Here is a 22,639-nt window from a genome sequence, read left to right as displayed (position 1 = left end):
AATTAAAATCTAAAGTGAGAGAAAGCTTTGTTAGCTTCTGCCATTTTATGTGTATCCATTCTCTTTTTTACCGCAGCACCTTCTTCTTTAGCCGCAGCTAAAACTTCTGAAGCTAACTTTTGAGCCATAGATTTTTCATTTCTTCTTCTTGAATAAAGAATCATCCATTTCATCGCCATAGAAATTTTTCTATCTGGACGAATTTGCATAGGAATTTGGAAGGTTGCTCCACCTACTCTACGACTACGTACTTCTACGTGAGGCATAACGTTTGTTAGTGCATCTTTCCAGATATCTACTGACGATTTTTCTTGGTCTTGTTTCTTAGCTTCTACGATATCCATTGCATCATAAAACACTTTGAAAGCTGTTGATTTCTTACCATCCCACATTAAGTTGTTCACAAAACGCGTTACCAGTTGGTCATTGAACCTTGGATCTGGTAAAAGTGGTCTTTTCTTTGCCGCTCTTTTTCTCATTTCTTTTTCTTAAAAGTTTTTAAAAATTACTTTTTAGCCTCTTTTGGGCGTTTTGCTCCGTACTTAGATCTTCTTTGTGTTCTTCCTGCTACACCTGATGTATCAAGCGCACCACGAACAATGTGATACCTAACTCCTGGCAAATCTTTTACCCTTCCACCTCTGACTAATACTATCGAGTGCTCTTGAAGATTGTGTCCTTCTCCTGGGATGTAAGCATTTACTTCGTTTCCATTTGTTAAACGTACACGCGCTACTTTACGCATTGCAGAGTTTGGTTTTTTTGGAGTCGTAGTGTAAACACGCGTACAAACACCTCTTCTTTGAGGACAAGAATCTAGGGCAACCGATTTAGACTTCTTAGTCATCTTGGTTCTTCCTATTCTTACTAATTGTTGAATTGTTGGCATAATTAAATACTAAAAATTACTTGTTTATAAAATTCCCGCTTTTTACGGGGTTGCAAATGTATGACTTTTTTTTGAGGAAACAAATCATAATTCATTAATTTTCAATGTTATTTTATGCTATCGATGATTAGTAGGCTAAGTTTGAAAAATAGTGGTGGTTTGAAAAAGTGTGGTGCGAATTATACAAATTAAGACGGATTTGAGTTTATTGGCGATAAAAATTTCGTGTTGATTTATGTATTTCGTGATTTAAATAATTTAATTTTGAAGGCTAAAGTGTGAAGGATTTTTTATTTTAAGTTACTATTGAACTTTGAATAACTATTTTTGATTGCTGGCACATGCCCCTGCGTGAGGGATTGAAGTGAAAATCCTTTTTTGAGGCTTTTCGCCGATGAAAAAGATTGTAACGGAAAGCCCGACCCGAGGAGGAACGACGAAGGGGCACGCCCTAAAAAAACTAAACTATTATAATTTTGAAATTTATTTTTTCTTTTCTTGTTGTATTTATTTGTCAGAATGCGTTGGCACAGTTTTCTTATTTGCAAATTAAGGGGGCTGGTGATAGTGAGTGTAGCATAATCGATTCGATAGGTTATAGTAAGAAACATGCCAATACAAAATCTGTTGTTGAACAAGCGAATTTATTTGCCGATAAATTATTGAAAAATGGCTATTTGACGGCCAAACATGAGGGAGTGATTACAGTAAATGATTCTACTTTTTTGTTTAATTATACCCTTGGCGTGAGAAATAAATTTATACATATATATATAGGTAAAGATTTTGAGTTGCTGAATTTAAAAAGTGACCTGCTGAAAATACCGATTGCGGAAACGGAAAGTTTTATGAATACTGCTTTGCGCTTCTTGGAAAAAAAAGGGTATTCGCTGGCAAGATTGCAGCTTACCGACTTTAAAACGGATAGCAATGAACTTTTTGCAAATTTGAGTTTGGGTGCTGAAAAAATTAGAACGCTTGATGATATTGTAATTAATGGGTATGATAAATTTCCTGCGGGACATAAAAAACAAATAAAAAGGCTGTACCGAAATAAGGTTTTTAATCAGGAGAATTTAAAGAAAGTGTATAATGATTTTGGTAAATTTAGATTTGTGAGTCAGCCTAAATATCCCGAAATTTTGTTTACCAAAGATTCGACTAAAGTGTATGTGTATCTAGAAAAAGCGAAACCAAACACTTTTGATGGGTATATTGGTTTTACTAACAACGAACAGAAAAAACTAATTGTAAATGGTTATCTTGACTTACAATTAGAAAATATTATGAATGGTGGCGAAAAAATTTCGCTTTATTGGAAAAGTGATGGAAGAAATCAGAAAACCTTTAATGGCGCGATAGAAATTCCTTATGTTTTTAAAAGTCCTTTGGGCATAAAAGCACAATTGAATATTTTTAAACAAGATAGTTTGTTTCAGAATACACAAACAGCTATAGATTTGGGTTATTATTTTAATTATAATACAAAGGCTTTTTTGGGGTATCAGAGTGCTGAGTCTAGCGACATTCAAAACACTAATAGCGCAACATTAAGAGATTTTAAAAATGCTTTTATTACGACGCATCTAGATTTTTCTGTTTATAATCCCGACGATTATTTGTTTCCGGATAAAACGAAAATTTATTTTAAAATAGGGATAGGAAAAAGGGATTTAGAAATTAGGAGTAATAGTCAGTTTTTTAGTACTTTAAATCTGAGTCATAATTTTTATTTGAATAAGAAAAACATAGTTAATATTAGGAGTTTGAATTATTATTTAAACAGTGATTCGTATGTCATTAATGAACTGCAACGGTTTGGCGGTATTAATTCGATACGTGGTTTTAGCGAAAATAGCTTACAAGGCAACGCTCTGTCTTTGGTTTTGACAGAATACCGATATATTGCTAACTCGAACATTTATATTCATTCGATTATCGATTACGGCTATTACCAAGATAAATCTTCAAACATATCGAAGACCTTGGTAGGACTGGGTTTCGGATTGGGTTTGCTTACAAAAAACGGTCTTTTTAATTTAATATATGCAAATGGAAGTACGAAAGAGCAAGCTATCAAATTACCGAACTCTATTGTTCATGTCAGTTTTAAGGCTAAATTTTAACATTTAAAATGAAAATAATTAACTAAAAATTAGGATTAATTGTGTTTTTTGCTGAATTTTGCGCAAAATAAACTAAAACACATAAATATGAAATTAAAGTTAAACCGATTTTTAGTGCTGCTATTTGCATTAATATCTCAATTAGCATTAGCGCAAGAAAAGAATGCGACTGGTGTAGTTACTGACGCAAGCGGACTCCCACTACCAGGGGTTAATGTGGTAGTAAAAGGAACTACCAGAGGAGCATCAACAAGTTTTGATGGTACTTTCAAAATCCAGGCCCAACAAGGCGAAATACTTGTCTTTTCATTTATGGGTATGAATACCGTAGAAAGACCAGCAACTAAAGGTATGGCAGTAAAACTAAATGATGAGTCTACAAAATTAGCTGATGTAGTTGTAACAGCATTAGGTATAAAAAGAGAAAAAAAATCTCTTGGCTATGCTACGCAAGAAGTAAAAGGAGATGACCTTAACAAGGTAAACTCTGGTAACGTAGCAAACTCTATTTCTGGTAAAGTAGCCGGTATAGAAATTAGACGTTCTGGAAACATTGGCGGATCTACAAGTGTAATTATTCGCGGGTCAAAATCTATTACAGGAAATAACCAAGCGTTATGGGTAGTAGATGGAGTTCCAGTAAGTAATGACAACACAAACAGTAGAGAAGTTGCGAAAGGAAATAGCGGATACGACACAGGTAACCCTGCTGCCGACATTAGTCCAGATGACATTGAGAGCATTAACGTTCTTAAAGGAGCTGCAGCATCTGCATTATATGGTTCTAGAGCATCTGCGGGTGTTATAATCGTAACCACAAAAAAAGGGTCTAAAAATAACAAAGGACTAGGAATTACCATAAGCTCTGGAATTACTACAGGATATGTAAATAACCAAACCCTTCCAGAATACCAAACAGAATATGGTGGTGGTTACGGTGGTACTTCATTTGGAGGGGCCTCAGTTCAAATACCAGCAGGTAGTGGCGGTTTCAACAAAAGAGTTATCACAAAATGGGATGCCTCATTTGGAGCACCTTTTGACCCAAACTTAAATGTTTTCCAATGGAATTCATTCTCTCCAGAATTACCAACTTATGGTAAAGCTACTCCGTGGGTAGCTGGAAAAAATAACCCAAACAGCTTTTACAAACCAAGTACAACCTACAACAATAGTGTGTCTTTAGCTGGCGGTAATGAAAATGGTACTTTCCGTATTTCATACACCAAATTTGACCAAAATGGTTTTATACCAAATAGTCAAATGAAAAAAGACAACATCAACATTAGTGGATCTTACAATTTAAGCCCTAAAACTAGCATATCGGCTAATGCAAACTACATAAAAACCGACATCTTAGGTCAAAATGAAGTTGGATACGGAGACGGTGGTAACAACATATTTGCTAGTTTCCGCCAGTGGTGGCAAACAAATGCCGACATGAAAGATCTTGAAGATGCTTACAACCTAACAGGCCGTAACCTTTCTTGGAATGCAAAATCAAGGTTTGACACATCACCTGAATTTCATGACAACCCTTATTTTGTACGTTACAACAACTACAATACTGTAAACAGAGATCGTTTTTTTGGTAACCTTACCTTTACCACACAATTAGCCAAATGGTTAAGTTTTACTGGTCGTGGATCTGCAGATACTTACCTAGAACTAGACGAGGAACGCATAGCTCCAACATCTAGTAGAACTACAAACCGCTTAGGTGCGTATAGCAGATACAACAGAAACTCAAAAGAAATAAACCTAGACGCATTTTTAAATTTCGACACTAAAATCGTAAGCGATTTAACATTAAAAGCGATGTTAGGTGGTACTGCTAGAAGAAATTTTGTAGATGCTATATACGCCACTACTTCTGGCGGATTAATTGTACCTGGTGTGTATAACTTAGGTAACTCTATAGGCCAAGTGCCAACTCCTACAGAAACATTGTTAAGAAAAGGAATAAATAGCGTATATGCAAATGCAACATTTGGTTACAAAGACACTTATTTTGTAGAAGGATCATACCGTATAGACCAATCCTCGACATTACCAGTAGAAAATGCAATATACAATTACCCTTCTATTTCAGGTAGTTGGATATTTAGCAACAACTTAAAACAAGTTGCTCCTTGGGTATCTTTTGGTAAATTACGTGTAAACTATGCACAAACAGGTAGCGATGCCGATTTTGCAGTAGTTAAATCAACTTACGCTAAAACTGATACTAATTTTGGTTCTGCCTATTTATTTAGTACCGAAGATTGGAAGAAAAATAGCTTACTAAAATCTGAACTTACTACCGCAAAAGAAATAGGTCTTGAACTTGCCTTATTTAAAAAACGCATAAACCTAGATGCTTCTGCTTATACTAGTGATACAAAAGACCAAATTATACCAGTAAGTGTATCTAACGCTTCTGGCTATTACAAGGCATATGTAAATGGTGGTACTGTACAAAATAGAGGTCTTGAAGCTAGTTTAAATGTTACTGCAATAAAAACCAATAATTTTTCTTGGAATACTAGAATCAACTGGGCAAGAAACATCAGTAAAGTATTAAGCTTACCAGATAACACACCAAATTTTGAATACGGATTCTACCAAGGTATATCAATAAAAGCAGAAGTTGGACAACCACTAGGTGTCTTAAGAGGATCTGGATATACATACCAAAATGGACAAAGATTAGTAAATTCTGCTGGTAATTATGTTTTAACACAAGGTGCCGTTATAGGAAATATTAATCCAGAATGGACAGCAGGTATTAACAATACATTTACTTACAAAAACGTATCATTAGGAGTTTTAATAGATGGACGTAAAGGTGGTAACATATTCTCTTTAGATCAATATTACGGTCAAGGATCTGGTTTATACGCAAATACTGTTGGTACTAACGATCTAGGAAATCCAATCAGAAATAGCGTAGCAAATGGTGGTGGCCAAATACTAGAAGGAGTACAAGCAAACGGTAGTACAAACACAGTAAGACAAGAATATAGCAGCGATACACAGGGGTACAATTCATTCCCTCATGAATCTTTTGTATATGACGCCTCATTTATCAAATTAAGAGAAGTAACATTAGGTTATAAATTGCCTTCTAAACTTCTAAAAAACACCTCGATAACTAATGTAATGTTCTCATTAAACGCAAGTAATCTCTGGATAATATATAAAAAATTACCATACGCAGATCCTGAATCTGGAGGAACAGGAAACACACAAGGTGTTCAAGGAGCGGTAATGCCTACCACTAGAGATATTAGCTTTAATGTAAAAATACAATTGTAATAAAAATTATACCGATGAAAAAAATAAACAAAACACTTCTTGGGCTTACACTAGGATTGTTGGTAGTAACTTCTTGTTCAGACATAGATAGTTTAAACCAAAACGAAAAAGCTTTCGAAAAGCCTATAGCAGAAGCGCTAATGAGTTCGGCACAAAAATCCTATGCTGATCAATTAACTATAATGGATGTAAATAGTAACATATTTCGTTACTTATCACAACATTGGACAAATATATATGCGATAGGAAACAGAGAAACAAAATACAATTTCTCTCGTGATATTGGAGGATCCCTATTCGGAAACACCTACGTTACTGTTTTACAAGACTTAAACAATTCAAGAAAGCTAATCGAAGCTAGCACAGCATTAACCACAACAGAAATTGCTGAAAAACAAAACAAAATTGCTATCATAGATATACAAATAGCCAATACTTATTTATTTTTGGTTGATTGTTTTGGAGATGTACCTTATACTGAGGCATTACAAGAAAACAACTACAATCCTAAATATGATGATGCAAAAAGTATTTATCTTGCAATGGGAGCTAAATTAACCAATGCCATTAATAAATTAGATGTTACAAACAACAGTTTTGCAAAAGAAGATTTAATATACAACGGTAATGTAGCAAAATGGAAACAATTTGCCAACTCTATCCGATTAAAAGCTGGACTTCATCTACATGATGTAGCACCAATGGAAGCAAAAGCATTAATAGAAGCTTCTGCCTCAGGTGCTATTGCTAGCAATGCTAATAATGCAGAATTAAAATATTTTGACAATGGCGAAAAAAGTAAAAACCCAAATTACTTATTAAATTCAGGTAGTCAAGAATTTGTACCTACAAAATTATTTGTAGATGAGTTAAACGCTAAGACAGACCCTAGAGCAGACAAATATTTAGACCCAACTTCAAAAATTGGAGCTAATTATGCAGGAGCTGTATATGCTGCCGATGGTGATTATACAGATTATTCACACTTTACAACTACATTTAACAATCCTACCTACGCAGCCGTTATATTTGATTATGCCGAAACTTGCTTTTTACTAGCAGACGCTAAAGACAAAGGATATGCAATAACAGGAACTACCCAAGATTGGTACAACAAAGGCATAACAGCAAGTATGGAGTCTTGGGGTGTAGCAACAGCAGACATCACCACTTACCTAGCTAAACCAAGCGTAGCATTTACTAGTGCAATAGGTATAAACGGAGAAGCAGTAAACGCTACTCAAAAAATCGCATACCAATTATGGTTATCTTACGGTAATAGAGGCTTTGAGGCTTGGACAGAATATCGTCGCTTAGACTATCCAAAACTACAAGCACCCGCAAATGCAGAACAGGAAGCAGGCAACAAAGTACCCGTACGCTTATTCTATTCAAGATCCGACATTAGCACTAATAATGCTAACTATCAAGCTGCCGCTAACAAAATTGGTGGAGACAAACTTACTACCAAAATATTCTGGGATAAATTCTAAAATTTGAGTTAGTATTTTCCTCAAACCACCAGCCAAAAACTGGTGGTTTTTTTATATCTTTGCCACATGGAAAAAGAAAACCAAATATTCGGAATACGTGCGATCATAGAAGCTATAAATGCCAAAAAAGAAATCGACAAAGTATTTATACAAAGCGACGCTCAAAGCGAATTAATGCAAGAATTACAAAAATTGATGAAAAAAAACAGCATCAACTTTTCGTATGTCCCTGTCGAGAAACTAAACAGACTAACACCAAATAACCACCAAGGAGCAGTAGCAACCATTGCCCCTATTGCCTTTCAGGATCTAGAAAAACTAATAGACACCGTTATAGAAAGTGGCAAAAAACCACTATTTCTTATATTAGACCAATTGTCTGACGCAAGAAATTTTGGCGCAATTATTCGTACCGCAGAATGCACAGGAGTCGATGGAATAATTGTACAAAAACAAGGCTCTGCCCCCGTAAACGGAGACACCGTAAAAACCTCCGCCGGTGCTGTTTTTAATGTACCCATCTGCAAAGTAGATCACATCAAAGACGCTATATTCTTACTACAAGCTTCTGGCATAAAAACGGTAGCTGCTACCGAAAAAACCGAAAGCAATATTTATGACATTTCACTAAACGAAGGCGTTGCCATCATCATGGGAAGCGAAGACCGAGGAGTAAATCCTTCTGTTTTAAAAATCGTAGATGAAAAAGCCAAATTACCAATGTTTGGAACCATTGGATCCCTAAATGTTTCCGTAGCTTGCGGCGCATTTTTATATGAAACCGTAAGACAAAGAGGATAAGACCCCAAAAAAAGTTAAATAAAAATAGTCTGAAGCGAAAGTTTCAGGCTTTTTTTGTAATCGCAATTCCTGCTATCGGCTTTAGTCTCGTTTCGAGAAAAACTCAACGAGAGCTATCGCCTCTATCAGGGCTATTCATAAAATTATTCGCCTCTTTGGATTTTACAAACTCATAATTAACAATAGGATTAAAAACAAAATAAGAAGACAATTCCTGCTCTACCACAACCCTAGAAATAGACACAAAATTACCATTATCATCAAAATGTTTCATAAACTCATCCTGACTAGGATCAAAATCTGGCCGCTCCCAATCATACCTTATTGGCTTCTCATACTTAGTCCTTTTAGTATAAAAAGCCAACAAATAACCCGCAATAAACCCAGACAAATGACCTTCCCAAGAAATATTTTCCTCCGCAGAAGGAAACACAAACCAAATCATTCCGCCATAAACAACAACAATTGCCAATGACAAAGCCACCAACCTAAAATACCCAGACTGTATCCCTTTAAAGAAAATAAAACTAACCAAAACATAAATTAATCCACTAGCACCAATATGATAACTTTCTCTCCCTATAAGCCAAGTGCCAAATCCAGAAAACAAAACACCCAAAATTAAAACCTTTAGCGATTCCCTCCGATAAAAAAACCGCAAAGCAGCCACTAAAACAAATAACGGAATCGAATTATTAAACAAATGCCCTATATCGCCATGCAAAAACGGACTCAGCACAATCCCCCTAAGCCCCCAAACTGTCCTTGGCCAGATCCCGAAATGAGAAAAATTACCCGGAAAAACAATTTCAACAGTATAAACCAACCACAACAACAAAACCAAATACAAAGGCCATGCTAGGACTGACAAGGAAAATTTAAAATCGGTTTCTTTCATAGAAGACAATAGATAATAGACTAAAAGATAATAGATTATTGTCAAATATTTAGCCAAAGTGAAATTAATGAACTTTTGTCAGAGTTAACTACTTTTAACCACAAAGAACACTAGGCAATCACCAAGCAAACAAGACCTCGTGAACTTTGCATCTAAAATAAAACTTCTCTTTGTGAACTTTGTGTAAAACTTCGTGAACTTTGTGGTTAAAAAAATATTATTTTTACCCCATGGAAGCACCATTAGCAGAGCGAATTCGTCCGCAGAATTTACAAGATTACATAAGTCAGTCACATTTAGTAGGCCAAAATGGCTCATTAACACATCAAATTGCGAAAGGAATTATTCCGTCGCTAATTTTCTGGGGACCGCCTGGCACAGGAAAAACAACCCTGTCCCAAATTATTGCACAAGAAAGCAAACGCCCATTTTATATCTTAAGCGCCATAAATTCTGGCGTAAAAGACATTCGTGATGTCATTGAAAAAGCCAAACAAGCAGGCGGATTATTTACAACTAAAAACCCCATTTTATTTATAGACGAGATACATCGTTTTAGTAAATCACAACAAGATTCTTTACTAGCCGCCGTCGAAAAAGGTTGGATAACACTCATTGGCGCAACTACCGAAAACCCTAGTTTTGAAGTAATCCCAGCCTTATTGTCAAGATGTCAGGTTTATATTTTAAATGCTTTTTCCAAGCAAGATCTCGAAGCACTTTTGCATCGTGCGATAACAACAGATACTTTTTTGAAAACCAAAAATATCGAATTAGCCGAAACCGAAGCTTTATTGCGACTTTCTGGCGGAGACGGACGCAAACTATTAAACATTTTCGAACTAGTCGTAAACGCAACCAATGAAGACCATATTTTGATTACCAATGAAAAAGTCATGCAATTGGTTCAAAAAAACACCGTTTTATATGATAAAACAGGCGAACAACATTACGATATTGTATCAGCATTTATAAAATCTATTCGTGGTAGCGATCCAAATGGTGCCGTTTATTGGTTGGCTCGTATGATTGAAGGTGGCGAAGATGTAAAATTTATTGCTCGCAGAATGCTAATCCTGTCTTCTGAAGATATTGGAAATGCTAATCCTACAGCTTTTATTATGGCAAACAATACTTTTCAGGCGGTAACAACTATTGGGTATCCTGAGAGTAGAATTATCCTGAGCCAATGTGCGGTTTATTTAGCTACTTCTCCTAAAAGTAATGCGAGTTATATAGCCATTGGTGAGGCTCAAAAAGTGGTAAAGCAAACAGGAGATTTACCTGTTCCTATTCCTCTGCGAAATGCACCAACTAAACTCATGAAAGAATTGAGTTATGGCGAAGAATACAAATATTCCCACGATTATAGTAATAATTTTGCTGCGCAAGAATTTTTGCCCAACGAAATTTCGGAAACTGTCTTTTATAATCCAGGGAATAATTCTCGTGAAAATGCCACCCGAGAATTTTTAAAAAACCGATGGAAAGACAAGTATGGATATTAAAAAATATTTCAAAATAAATGATACCGTTTGCGCCATTCTTCCGAAGGAGTAATATTGTAAACAACCAATATTAAGCCCCTCATTTTTGTAGCACACATTACAATGAAAATTCTTTTTAAGACTTATGCGGCTTCAAAAGAACTTTAGCTATACTTTTGTTTTTATCAGAATTCACTAAACTGCGTTTGTAACAAAAAGACAAACCCTTGAGGAAACACGCTAATATTCAAAATTAAAAACATCCGTTTTATTTGCAATTTGAGCAAGAATTACATGACTAAAACTCGACTGAATACAGCACAATACGCATTAAAAATTAACATCCAATTTTTCTGAAATTAACTTTCCGTTCTCTAAATATTCGAAAAACCAAACCTCATCTTTAGCAAAAACGACCCCGTTTTTTCCGTTTTGATTACACAAGTAAATACCTTCTCTAGAAGTTTTATACAACAGTAGTTCCTGCTGATTTGCTTGATTTACAACTTTTACAAACACTTCGCTTGTAACTAACGCATCTTGTTTTGTAACTTTCTCATACGTTACTCCTTTTTCAGACTTAGTGATTTTTGTAACCTCTGACGATATGCTATGCACATCACGACTTTTTATTTTTTCTTGCGCTTCCTCGTCGTAGTAAGTTTTTCCTGAAAATTTATACCTCGCTTTATCAAACGATTTCAAAGCTAATAATAATGCTTGATTGTATCCTTTACCTAATTCTTTTTCTCTACTTTCACCTAAATCGGTAGTAAATAAAACTAATTGCTTGCAATTTTTAAATTCGATTTTTATTCTTGTAGAAAAAAGAGTGTTTTCTTCTAGAACATTTACAAAAATTTTATTGCAATTGTAATCTAAAAATCCTTCTGGCAAGACATCGGTCGAAACATAAGCTTCAAATCCTTTTTGCTTTAAGAAGGCTTTAATTGTTGAGCTAATACGGTATTGATTATCTTCCTTTTGAAATTCGAATTTTGAAGGAATTATTGCCATTTCATAATCATTTAAACCTGATTGCGAATAAGTTACACTTGAAATTAAAGCAAACACGAGTATAGAAAAATATTTCTTCATTTTAAAAAAGTTTTATTAGTTCTGCTAAGTTAGCAATTTGGTTGATACTTTGTGGAACTTGAATTTTATTTGGATTAAAAAAAATAGCTTCTATCCCGAAATCTAATGCGCCCTTTACATCAGCATCTAGACAATCGCCTATCATGATACTTTCGTGTTTTTGAGCATTGGCTACCTTCAAAGCATGCTCGAAAATAATTGGATTTGGTTTTTTAGCTCCTGCCAATTCTGAATTTGTAATGGTTTGAAAGTAGTGACTAATATTAGAATTGTTTAGTTTTTTATCTTGCACTTGGGCAAAACCATTGGTAATTATATGCAACTGATAATTCTCGCTTAGGAAATTTAAAACTTCGATAGCGTTGTCAAACAAATGATTAAAATCTGGCAGAAATTCGATGTATTCATCTGAAATTAAATCAATTTGCTTGTCTGAAATTTTCTGATTCAAAACATCAAAAGTATCTTTTAGCCTTTTGTATCGTAATTCTTGATGCGTAATTTTGTCTTTTTGATACAATTTCCAACAGGCTTGATTGATTGGTGCATAAATCGCAACAAAATCTTCAATCTTAATATCTGGAAAATAATTGCTTAAAATTAGTCCGAAAGCCAATTCAGAATTTTTATCGAAATCCCAAAGTGTATGATCTAAATCGAAAAAAATGTGTTTGATGCTATGCTTCATTTGTATATAATATTTTTTTATTGGAATATGCTATCGTTATAAGAAATTTTACGTTTGTATATTCGTGAATTAAGTGTCATAAATATTTCATGAATTAAAATATATTTTCATCTTGAAAACTTAAATAACCTTTTTCGGTAATAATAATATGGTCTAAAATAGGAATTGACAGTTGTTGTCCCGCTAATTTTAATTGTTTTGTAATGTTTTTATCGGCATCGCTAGCTTCTAGTTTTCCTGACGGATGATTGTGTGTCAAGATTATTGAAGTTGCATTTTGCTCTAATGCCATTTTAAAAACCACACGAACATCGACCACTGTTCCGGTTATTCCGCCTTTACTAATTTGAGATTTGTAAATCACTTTATTAGCATTATTTAAGAACAAAACCCAAAATTCTTCATGAACCAACTCTCCAATTATGGGTTGCATAATTTCGAAAACCGCTTTGCTCGAAGTAATTTTGGCAAGTTCTACAGTTTCTTCCGTTCGGCGTCGGCGACCTAATTCGGTAGCGGCAACGATTGAAATGGCTTTTGCTTCTCCAATTCCTTTAAAATTTGTTAGTTGTTTGATTGATAGTTTTCCTAACGCATTCAAATTATTATCGACACTTGCCAAAATGCGTTGCGATAATTGCACGGCACTTTCCGCCCTACTTCCTGACCCTATGAGAATAGCAACCAACTCGGCATCGCTTAAAACTTGTTTGCCTTTTAGCATGAGCTTTTCTCGTGGTTTGTCGTCTTCGGACCAATATTTTATCGAAAAGGAATTGTTTTCTTCCATATAATTTTAAAAAATGCAAATTGTATTTAAAGCAATGTCTCTTTTAAACCATGCAAGACATATAAGGTTATTTAAGCTAGACTAATTTACATAATACCACTTCAATATTAGTGCCTTTTTAATTGATAATTAACTCCTTAACCTCATCAAAATTTAATCCTCCATAATTTCCTGAACTCATTAATAATAAGGCAGAATTTTCTAAATTAAGGTTAAATAAATAGTCTTTAAAATCTTTTGGATTGGTATAAATAATTAAATCTTCTCTATTAAATGCTTTTGCAATTTGCTCATAAGTGACTTCTTCTAGTTGTTTTATTTTTACGGCATCTGGCGAATAGAAAACAACAGCAACATCGGCATATTGCAACGCACCTTCGTATTCTTTAAGAAATTCGGCATTCAAACTGCTATAAGTATGTAATTCTAAACAAGCCACCACGTTTCTGTTAGGATATTGTTCTTTTACAGCTTTTGTGGTAGCAGCGACTTTACTTGGTGAATGTGCAAAATCTTTATAGGCTACTTTAGTTTTGCTTTCGGCAATTTTTTCTAATCTTTTTGAAGCGCCTTTGAAACTGGCTATGGCTTCGTAAAAATCGGCTTCATCGACCCCCATGTTTTGGCAAATCCATTTGGCTCCGGCCAAATTATTTAGATTATGTGCGCCAAAAACTTCAATTGGCATATCGCCTTCTGGTGTTTCTAACAGCGTAATTCCGTCATTTACCGAATAATTTGGTGTGTGATACGGAATTCTTCTAATAGGATTTGTTGATGCTTCGGCAACTCGTTTTACTTCTAAATCGTCTTCGTTATAAACTAAAATTCCGCCATTGGTTATTTTTTGAATAAAAATTTCGAACTGTGCTACATAGTTTTCATAGGTTGGAAACACATTAATATGATCCCAAGCAATTCCTGAAATTAGGGCAATATTGGGTTGGTACAAATGAAATTTAGGTCGCAAATCTGTAGGCGAAGACAAATATTCGTCACCTTCAAGTACCATAAAATCATTTTCTTCGGTAAGATGTACCATGGTATCGAAACCTTCTAGTTGTGCGCCAACCATATAATCGACCGCAATATTATGATAATGCATGACGTGCAAAATCATAGACGTTATGGTTGTTTTTCCGTGAGAACCTCCTATAACAACTCGTGTTTTATTTTTAGATTGTTCGTATAAAAATTCTGGATACGAATATATTTTTAATCCTAATTCTTGTGCTTTTAGTAATTCTGGATTGTCTGCTTTGGCGTGCATTCCTAAAATTACTGAGTCGAGATTTGAGGTGATTTTTTCAGGAAACCAACCCAATTCTTTTGGCATGATTCCTTTTTTTTCTAAACGCGATTTCGATGGTTCGAAAATCGCATCGTCGCTTCCTGTAACTTGATATCCTTTATTGTGCAATGCCAATGCTAAATTGTGCATGGCGCTTCCGCCGATGGCGATAAAATGTGTTCTCATTTTTTAAGTTTAGGAGTTTAGACCTTTAGATCTAAACTTTTTTATCGAATTCTTCTTTTAGTTTTTGAGCTTTTTGTTTGTCGTTCAATTTATTCAAATATAATTCATATAATGTGTTGAACGTAATTTTTGAATGTCCTATTTGGTGTGCTTTTATTTCATTTTTTTCGGCATCCTGATAGCGTTTGAAACACTCATCTATATATCCTTTTGAGAGATAACCATCTACTTTTGAGATAGACAGTAATTCATTAGCATATTTCTGGGCTTTGGTTTCGCTTCCACCAATGATTGCTGGCAATTCTATATAAAAAATAACTAATGCCCAACGGGTTTCTATGTGTTTTGAATCTAATTTTGCAGCGGTTAGAAAAGCGTTTTCTATGCCATCAATCATTCCAAAGGCTTTAAATTTATTAACACTTTTTGCTTTAAGCCCTAATGCCCCACCAAATTTGTACCAATAATTAGCGTTTTTTGGAAATGCCGTTTTTAGTTTTTTATAATAATAAATTGCATTGTCCCATTTTTGTTCATATCCCGAAATGTCGCCTAAATATTCGATGGTTTTTGCATTCATTGGATTCTCTTTCAAATCATTTTCAAACAATGGTTTTGCTAATGCGTATTTTCCTTGTTCGAAAAGGTTTTTGGCTTTTTCGAATGGTGTTTGCGACCAAATAAGAATTGGCAACAACAGAAAAATAATTATTATTTGTTTCATTTTTCAAAAGTAAGGAAATGCCATCAATAAAAAAACCGTTCCAAGAATAGAACGGTTTGATTTTATTTGTTTTGAAAGTCATTATTTAACTAAAGTCATTTCATCAACAATGTGTTTTGCTCCCGAGAAATTCTCGATTACCCAAAGCACATAACGAATATCAACATTGATAGTTCTTTGTAGTTTCTTGTCGAAAATAACATCTCCGGCCATAGCTTCGATATTTCCATCGAAAGCTAAACCAATTAGTTCTCCTTTTCCGTTTAGCACTGGCGAACCTGAATTTCCTCCTGTGATGTCATTGTCTGTTAAAAAATTTACGTGAAGCGAACCGTCTTTGTCTGCAAAACGACCAAAATCTTTGTTTTTGTTCATTTCTAACACGCGAATTGGCAAATCGAATTCTTCATCACCTTTTTTGTATTTTTTTACTTGCCCGTTAAGGGTTGTGTAGTTGTTTGCTTTTGCGTCATTACGTTTGTCGGCTGGCAAAGCACGAACTTTTCCGTAAGACAAACGCAAAGTTGAGTTTGCATCTGGATACTTTATTGTTCCTATTTTAGACTCTCTTAATCCTTCAACTAACAAACGGAAAGAGGCACCATAATCATTTTGTGCTTTTGTAATATCCTCAGATTTTGATGTAAAATGTGCTACCATATCGTTCGTCAAAGCATATAAAGGATCCTTATCTAATAACTCTTGACTTGGTAAATCTAAGAAAGCTTTAATTTTTTCTTTAGATGTTAAAAGACTCGTGTCGAAAGCAGCATTTATATATGTAGTAAAGTCATTATTATTCTCTTTAGCTAATTTATCTACCATTGGCGCAATAGCATAACCTGTAGCTTTTGTAGCATATAATTTTAATTGTGCTGCTAAAAGATCTTTTTCTGCAGGAATTAACAAGTCTTTAAACATCTCTTCAGAAGTTTCTATAATTACGGGAGCCATTTGAGCACGTTTGTTAACATCTGCTTTTACATAAATATCGAGTTGTTTTCCTAAAGTTTTGCCTATGGTTCCAAAAGCAGTCGTTCTGAATAATTGTTGCAAATAATTATCGTGGCGTGATTTCTGGTTTGTTAAAGCATAAAACTTATTGATGTTTGAAACCACATTTCCGTACTTAGCTTTATTTGCTGGCAGGTTTGCCCATTTGTCAAATTTGGTTTCTTGTATTGCTTTAGATTTAGCGGTTCCAAATTTGCTTAGCGCATCAATCATACCTTGACGATTTTTCCAATAATTTGCTGTTGAAGCATATTTTGAAGCATAAACTAATCTAGAAGCATCGCTTTGATCCATGTATTTCTTCATGTTATCCATTCCTGTTTTTGCACCTTCAACCCAAGCAGGATAAGCAAATTTTACATTTTGCTCGATTCCTCCAGCTGGCATCCAACGGTTTGTGCGACCTGGATAACCTAGAATCATAGCAAAATCTCCTTCTTTTACCCCAGATAAATTTACTGGCAAGTAGTGTTTTGGTTGTAACGGAACATTATTCGTAGAATATTCTGCCGGATTTCCGTTAGCGTCTGCATAAACTCTAAACATAGAAAAATCGGCAGTATGGCGTGGCCATTCCCAGTTGTCTGTATCTCCTCCAAATTTTCCTAAACTTTCTGGCGGAACGCCAACCAAACGAACATCTTTGTAATCTTGATATACAAAATAGTAGTATTCATTTCCTTGAAAGAAAGGACGAACAGAAACGGTATATTTTCCGCCTTCGTTGTTTTCTTTTTCGATTAATGCAATTTCCTTATTTACAGCCGCTTCACGCTCTAATTCAGTCATTGAAGGGTTTACTTTTGCTAAAATTCGTTTAGAGCAATCGTCCATACGAACAAAGAAGCGAACATAAAGACTTGATGGTTTTCTTTCGTCTGCACGATTTGCAGCCCAAAAACCATCTTTCAATAAGTTATGTTCTGCGGTAGAAAGTTCTGCAATTCCGTCATAACCACAATGGTGATTGGTAAGTACTAATCCGTCTTTAGAAATTAGTTCGGCAGTACAACCACCGTTAAATTGTACAATCGCATCTTTTAAACTATGGTGATTAATACTGTAAATTTCTTCAGCAGTTAGTTGCAATCCCATTTTTTCCATATCCCTGTGATTTAAACGTTCGATAAACATTAAAAACCACATTCCTTCATCGGCTTTAACACTTGCAGGAACTAGCATTATTGCAACAATTAAGGACAAAATAATCTTTTTCATATTTTTGTTTTTTTTTGTGATGCGAATATAATTTATTTTAAAAAAAGTACACTCAAAACTGAAACTGAAAACTGGTTTATTAAGACAATTTTAACTTTATGTAAAAAAAATAAAATATTAGCAAATATTTTGAATATCTCTAAATTATTTGGCTAAATTTGAAGTATAACATTGATAAAAATATAAATTATGGGATTATTTTCATTTATTAAAGGTGCTGGCAAAAAATTATTTGGCGCAAAAGAAGAGACTGCTCCAGCTGAGGAGAAATCGCAATTGAAAGCAAGTGCTTTATTAGCACATGTTCAAGGATTAGGATTGTCTTTTAAGAGTTTAAAAATTTCGGTAATGGCAGATGAATCTGTGGTTGTAAGTGGCGAAGTTGAGCAACAAGCAGATGCGGAAAAAATAGTTCTGGCTTTAGGAAATATTGATGGCGTTGAGACGGTTAACAATCAGATGACTGTTATGGTTCCTGCCCCAGAAGCTAGATACTATACCGTTGTGTCTGGCGACTCATTATCTAAAATTGCTAAAGAATATTATGGAGACATGATGAAGTATCATGTAATTTTTGATGCTAATAAGCCCATGCTTACCGATGCTGATTTAATTTATCCAGGTCAGGTTTTAAGAATTCCTAATTTATAAAAATTACTTTAATACTAAAAAGGGCTTCAAATAAATTTGAAGCCCTTTTTTTGTGATTTATAACAAATATATTACTGGAATTATATTTTGCAATTTCTCTAGGCTTCTACATTTAGCATTGCCCATAATTTATCTTTTAGCTCTACCAATCCTTGTTGTGCAATAGATGAAATAAACAGATACGGAATTCCTGCAAAATCCTTGTCTAATTGTTTTTTCATTTCTACTTGCAGTTCTTCATCTAGCATATCGCATTTAGAAACTACAATTAGTCTGTCTTTATCTAGCATTTCCGGATTGTAACGGCGTAACTCATCTAATAGAATATCGTATTCTTTCTTAATATCATCGGCATCGGCTGGTACTAGAAATAATAATGTTGAGTTTCGCTCGATGTGTCGTAAGAAATAATGCCCTAGTCCTTTTCCTTCAGCAGCTCCTTCTATAATTCCTGGAATATCGGCAATTACAAATGATTGATAATCACGGTAGGCTACAATTCCTAAGTTTGGTTTTAGGGTTGTAAATGGGTAATCGGCAATTTTTGGTTTTGCAGAGGTTAGTACTGATAATAATGTAGATTTTCCTGCATTAGGGAAGCCTACTAATCCTACATCGGCAAGTACTTTTAGTTCTAAAACAATATCAGCTTCTTGGGCTGGTAATCCTGGTTGCGAATATCTTGGTGTTTGGTTTGTTGAAGAACGGAAATGCCAGTTTCCTAGACCGCCTTTTCCGCCTTCGGCGATGATTCTTTTTTCGCCATGTTCTGTTATTTCGAAAAGGATTTCGTTTGTTTCTTTGTCACGAACTACGGTTCCTAATGGGACTTCGACATATTTGTCTTCGCCGTCGCTTCCTGTGCTTCGTGAGCTTCCGCCATCGCCACCGTGTCCTGCTTTTACGTGTCGTGCAAATTTGAGGTGAAATAAAGTCCATAGACTTTTTTCTCCTACTAAATATACGTGTCCGCCACGACCTCCGTCTCCTCCGTCTGGGCCTCCTTTTTCGATAAATTTTTCTCTGTGTAAGTGCGTAGATCCTTTTCCTCCTTTTCCGGAGGATACATATATTTTTGTGTAGTCTACAAAGTTTCCTTCTGTCATTACTCTTTCTCTTTCTTAATTATTATTTAAATTTTGAAAAATATGTGACTGCTATTGGCAGTTGTTCTTTTATTTTCAAATTTTCTGTCTTTTTTATTTTAGATTTTCATGTGGTAGTGAGAATCCTTTTTAAAATTATTTTTTTTTCAAGTATGCGAATAATTGGCTTTTTAACCCCGGTTGTAGCGGAAATCCTTTGCTTTTTTTCTTTAGAAAAGCAAAGATTGAAGTGCAAAACGGGAATATGGTTTGCTGAAAATGCCGGAACTATTCGTTCTTGATGGTTAGTGTTGTTTTATTTTTCTTTGATTGAACTGACTAAAATTTTGTCTATTTTTCTGCCGTCCATATCTATTACTTCGAGCTGCATTTTGTTCCAGATGAGTTTTTCTCCTACTTTTGGAATGTAGGATAACTCGGTCATTATTAACCCACTAACGGTTGTTACGTCGTAGTCGTTTATGAGGTCGTCCATGTCGAAATAGGTTAGGAAATCGTGTAGCGAATAGTGTCCGTCTACGAGCCATGTGCCGTCTTCGCGGGCGTTGAGTTGAAATTCTTCTTCGTAAAAATCTGCTGCATCGCCTACAAGTGCTTCTAGAATGTCGTTTAGGGTTATTATTCCTTGTATCATTCCGTGCTCGTCTGTTACTAGGGCATAATGTACTTTAGATTTTTTGAATATTTCTAAGGCTTTGTATGCTGATGTGTGTTCGATAAAATAGACTGGTTCTTTTGTGATGGCTCTTAAATCGAAATTTCCTTTTTCGAAACTGGCAAACAGGTCTTTTAGAAATACGATTCCTACTACCTCATCGAGGTTGTCTTCACAAACTGGATAGACTGAATGTAGTTCGTTGAGCATTTTTGATTTTAGTGATTTTATGTCGTCGTCTTCTATGGATAGGTAAACTAACGAATTTCTGTGTGTCATTAGTGAGTTTACTTTTCTGTCGCCAATATGAAAAACACGTTCTACGATGTCTTGTTCTATTTCTTGTACTTCGCCGCCTTCGGTTCCTTCTTTGATGATGGCTTTTATTTCTTCTTCGGTTACTTTACCATCGGCTGTTGGTTTTATTTTTAGAATGTCTAAAATAAAATCGGTGGTGGTGGTTAGCAACCAAATAAATGGTGCGGTTATTACCGAAATGACTTTCATAGGGACTGCGACTGCTTTTGCAATGGCTTCTGGATGATTGAGTCCTATTCTTTTGGGTAATAATTCGCCTAATACTAAGGAGAAAAATGTTAGTATAACTACTACAATTCCTACTGATAGGTTATGGGAATAGGGCTGCAAAACGGTAAATTTTTCTAGAAATAATCTGACGTCTGTTGTTATTTTGTCTCCTGAATATATACCAGTAAGTATGCCTATGAGGGTTATCCCTATTTGTACTGTCGATAGAAATTTGTTTGGCGAATTGGCTAAATCTAAAGCTGTTTTTGCACTGGTATTTCCTTTTTTTGCCGCCGATTCTAGCCGGTTTTTACGAGCTGATATCAATGCTATTTCTGACATTGAGAACACTCCGTTTAAAAGAATTAAAAAGAAAATGATGAGTATTTCCACTTTTTGTTGATTTGGTTATTCGTTAATTCATCTTACTTGGGGATAACGAAATCCTTTTGTTGTTTGCTAAGTTACAAATTATTAATAACTTCGCTAAGTCGTTTGGTAATTTCTTGAATTGTCCCGATCCCATTTACAGCATGAAACTTTTTGTTGTTTTTATAATAACTCATTAAAGGAGCTGTTTTTTCGTTGTATTCTTGGTAACGGTTTCTTATTTTTTCTTCGTCCTGATCGTCTACTCTTCCTGATGTTTTTCCTCTTTCTAGCAAACGTTGTACTAATATTTCGTCATCTGCTTCTAGTGCAATTGTTGCGGTAATTTCTTGGTCTTTTGAAGCCAAAAAAGTATCTAACGCCGCTGCTTGTGCTAAAGTTCTAGGAAATCCGTCGAACAAAAACCCTTTCGAATGCTGGTTTTTATCTACTTCAGATTCTAACATTTTGATGGTTACTGCATCTGGAACTAAATCGCCTTTGTCCATAAAGGTTTTTGCTAATTTACCTAATTCAGTTTCGTTTTTTATGTTAAATCTAAAAATATCACCTGTAGAAAGGTGTGTTAGATTGTATTTTTCTTTCAAAAATTCTGCTTGTGTACCTTTTCCTGCGCCCGGTTTCCCGAAAAGAACTATGTTAATCATTTTTTTAAATTTAAAGATTTAAAGATTTAAAGATTTAAAGATTTTGAAGTCTTTAAGTTTAAATGTTTATTTCTAATTTTCTAATCTTTTAATACTGCAATTATTTAATCTCTAAGCTGATAAACTTCTGGCAAATTTCTGCCTAAACCATCGTAATCTAAACCAAAACCAACTATAAATTTGTCTGGTATTCTTATTCCTATATAATCTAGTTTGATATCTTTTTTATAAGCTTCTGGCTTAAAAAATAGTGTGGCAATTTTAAGGTTTTTTACGCCTTGATTTTCGAATAAATTTTTCAATTCTTCGACTGTATTCCCTGTATCTACAATATCTTCAATAAGAACAACTGTTCTTCCTGTTAAATCCTGATTAATCCCTATAAGCTGTTTTACTTCGCTTGTAGATTGCATACCATCGTAAGAAGCCATTTTTATAAAACTTACTTCGCAAGGCGATTTGTAATGTTTCATAAAATCTGAAACAACCATAAATGATCCGTTAAGAATTCCTATAAAAATAGGAATCTCGTGAGCAAAGTCAGCTTCAACCTGAGTTGCCATCGTTGCAATTGCAAAATTTATTTCTTGTGCCGATATAAAAGGCACAAAATATTTGTCGTGTAATTTAATTTCCATACTTCGCTTATAGAATAATTCGCA

Annotated in this window: 19 protein-coding genes; 6 read left to right on the top strand and 13 right to left on the bottom strand. The window is 34.7% G+C overall.

The genetic code is table 11. The features are described from left to right. Positions 1–2: 2 nt before the first annotated feature. Positions 3–479: a 30S ribosomal protein S7 gene (gene rpsG / locus B0A57_RS08480; protein ID WP_011963472.1), complete on the bottom strand. Its 477-nt coding sequence runs from the start codon at positions 477–479 to the stop codon at positions 3–5. Between the two features lie 26 nt (positions 480–505). Then, positions 506–889 (bottom strand): 30S ribosomal protein S12, encoded by a 384-nt coding sequence (rpsL, locus tag B0A57_RS08475; protein WP_011963473.1) that lies wholly within the window; start codon positions 887–889, stop codon positions 506–508. 476 nt (positions 890–1,365) lie between these two features. Between rpsL and B0A57_RS08470 the strand changes: the two genes are divergently transcribed. The 4 genes from B0A57_RS08470 (at position 1,366) to rlmB (ending at position 8,606) form a co-directional block, all read left to right on the top strand. After that, positions 1,366–3,015: a BamA/TamA family outer membrane protein gene (locus B0A57_RS08470; RefSeq protein WP_034099287.1), complete on the top strand. Its 1,650-nt coding sequence runs from the start codon at positions 1,366–1,368 to the stop codon at positions 3,013–3,015. An 87-nt stretch (positions 3,016–3,102) separates the two neighbouring features. Further along, positions 3,103–6,312 (top strand): SusC/RagA family TonB-linked outer membrane protein, encoded by a 3,210-nt coding sequence (locus tag B0A57_RS08465; protein ID WP_011963475.1) that lies wholly within the window; start codon positions 3,103–3,105, stop codon positions 6,310–6,312. A gap of 14 nt (positions 6,313–6,326) precedes the next feature. After that, the gene (locus tag B0A57_RS08460; protein WP_034099289.1) at positions 6,327–7,805 is read left to right on the top strand and encodes a SusD/RagB family nutrient-binding outer membrane lipoprotein; all 1,479 of its coding nucleotides are present in this window, start codon (positions 6,327–6,329) and stop codon (positions 7,803–7,805) included. Between the two features lie 66 nt (positions 7,806–7,871). Then, positions 7,872–8,606 (top strand): 23S rRNA (guanosine(2251)-2'-O)-methyltransferase RlmB, encoded by a 735-nt coding sequence (gene rlmB / locus B0A57_RS08455; protein ID WP_011963477.1) that lies wholly within the window; start codon positions 7,872–7,874, stop codon positions 8,604–8,606. Positions 8,607–8,709: 103 nt separating this feature from the next. Here rlmB and B0A57_RS08450 read toward each other — a convergent pair whose 3' ends face one another. Beyond that, on the bottom strand, positions 8,710–9,504 hold the full coding sequence (locus B0A57_RS08450) for a rhomboid family intramembrane serine protease (protein WP_034099291.1): 795 nt from the start codon (positions 9,502–9,504) through the stop codon (positions 8,710–8,712). A gap of 230 nt (positions 9,505–9,734) precedes the next feature. Here B0A57_RS08450 and B0A57_RS08445 point away from each other — a divergent pair, with 230 nt between their 5' ends. Continuing rightward, positions 9,735–11,012, top strand: a complete 1,278-nt coding sequence (locus B0A57_RS08445) for a replication-associated recombination protein A (protein ID WP_034099293.1) — start codon at positions 9,735–9,737, stop codon at positions 11,010–11,012. A gap of 309 nt (positions 11,013–11,321) precedes the next feature. Here B0A57_RS08445 and B0A57_RS08440 read toward each other — a convergent pair whose 3' ends face one another. From B0A57_RS08440 to B0A57_RS08415, 6 genes are all read right to left on the bottom strand, one after another. Next, the gene (locus B0A57_RS08440; protein WP_034099295.1) at positions 11,322–12,089 is read right to left on the bottom strand and encodes a hypothetical protein; all 768 of its coding nucleotides are present in this window, start codon (positions 12,087–12,089) and stop codon (positions 11,322–11,324) included. Between the two features lies 1 nt (position 12,090). Next, a complete protein-coding gene (locus B0A57_RS08435) occupies positions 12,091–12,777 on the bottom strand; it encodes a YjjG family noncanonical pyrimidine nucleotidase (RefSeq protein WP_034099297.1) in 687 nt (228 codons plus the stop codon). Positions 12,778–12,871: 94 nt separating this feature from the next. Continuing rightward, positions 12,872–13,567 carry a RadC family protein gene (radC, locus tag B0A57_RS08430; RefSeq protein ID WP_011963482.1) on the bottom strand — a complete coding sequence of 232 codons (696 nt, stop codon included), beginning with the start codon at positions 13,565–13,567 and terminating at the stop codon, positions 12,872–12,874. A 118-nt stretch (positions 13,568–13,685) separates the two neighbouring features. Then, entirely contained in the window at positions 13,686–15,044 is a 1,359-nt protein-coding gene (locus B0A57_RS08425; RefSeq protein WP_011963483.1) for a UDP-N-acetylmuramate--L-alanine ligase, read from the bottom strand. Between the two features lie 31 nt (positions 15,045–15,075). After that, positions 15,076–15,768 (bottom strand): tetratricopeptide repeat protein, encoded by a 693-nt coding sequence (locus B0A57_RS08420; RefSeq protein WP_011963484.1) that lies wholly within the window; start codon positions 15,766–15,768, stop codon positions 15,076–15,078. Positions 15,769–15,849: 81 nt separating this feature from the next. After that, positions 15,850–18,000, bottom strand: coding sequence for a S46 family peptidase (locus B0A57_RS08415; RefSeq protein WP_038466062.1), 2,151 nt, complete (start codon positions 17,998–18,000; stop codon positions 15,850–15,852). 189 nt (positions 18,001–18,189) lie between these two features. On the opposite strand from B0A57_RS08415, the gene lysM reads away from it, so the two are divergent. After that, positions 18,190–18,651, top strand: coding sequence for a peptidoglycan-binding protein LysM (lysM, locus tag B0A57_RS08410; protein ID WP_034099303.1), 462 nt, complete (start codon positions 18,190–18,192; stop codon positions 18,649–18,651). A 98-nt stretch (positions 18,652–18,749) separates the two neighbouring features. Here lysM and obgE read toward each other — a convergent pair whose 3' ends face one another. From obgE to hpt, 4 genes are all read right to left on the bottom strand, one after another. Next, positions 18,750–19,757: a GTPase ObgE gene (gene obgE / locus B0A57_RS08405; protein WP_034099305.1), complete on the bottom strand. Its 1,008-nt coding sequence runs from the start codon at positions 19,755–19,757 to the stop codon at positions 18,750–18,752. A gap of 295 nt (positions 19,758–20,052) precedes the next feature. Next, positions 20,053–21,282 (bottom strand): hemolysin family protein, encoded by a 1,230-nt coding sequence (locus tag B0A57_RS08395; RefSeq protein WP_034099308.1) that lies wholly within the window; start codon positions 21,280–21,282, stop codon positions 20,053–20,055. A gap of 122 nt (positions 21,283–21,404) precedes the next feature. After that, the gene (locus B0A57_RS08390; RefSeq protein WP_034099310.1) at positions 21,405–21,977 is read right to left on the bottom strand and encodes an adenylate kinase; all 573 of its coding nucleotides are present in this window, start codon (positions 21,975–21,977) and stop codon (positions 21,405–21,407) included. Positions 21,978–22,081: 104 nt separating this feature from the next. Then, positions 22,082–22,615 carry a hypoxanthine phosphoribosyltransferase gene (gene hpt, locus B0A57_RS08385; RefSeq protein ID WP_034099312.1) on the bottom strand — a complete coding sequence of 178 codons (534 nt, stop codon included), beginning with the start codon at positions 22,613–22,615 and terminating at the stop codon, positions 22,082–22,084. Positions 22,616–22,639 lie beyond the last annotated feature (24 nt).

This window comes from Flavobacterium psychrophilum DSM 3660 = ATCC 49418 (assembly GCF_002217405.1).
Classification (GTDB): domain Bacteria; phylum Bacteroidota; class Bacteroidia; order Flavobacteriales; family Flavobacteriaceae; genus Flavobacterium; species Flavobacterium psychrophilum.
This window is presented reverse-complemented; position numbering and strand designations above follow the sequence as displayed.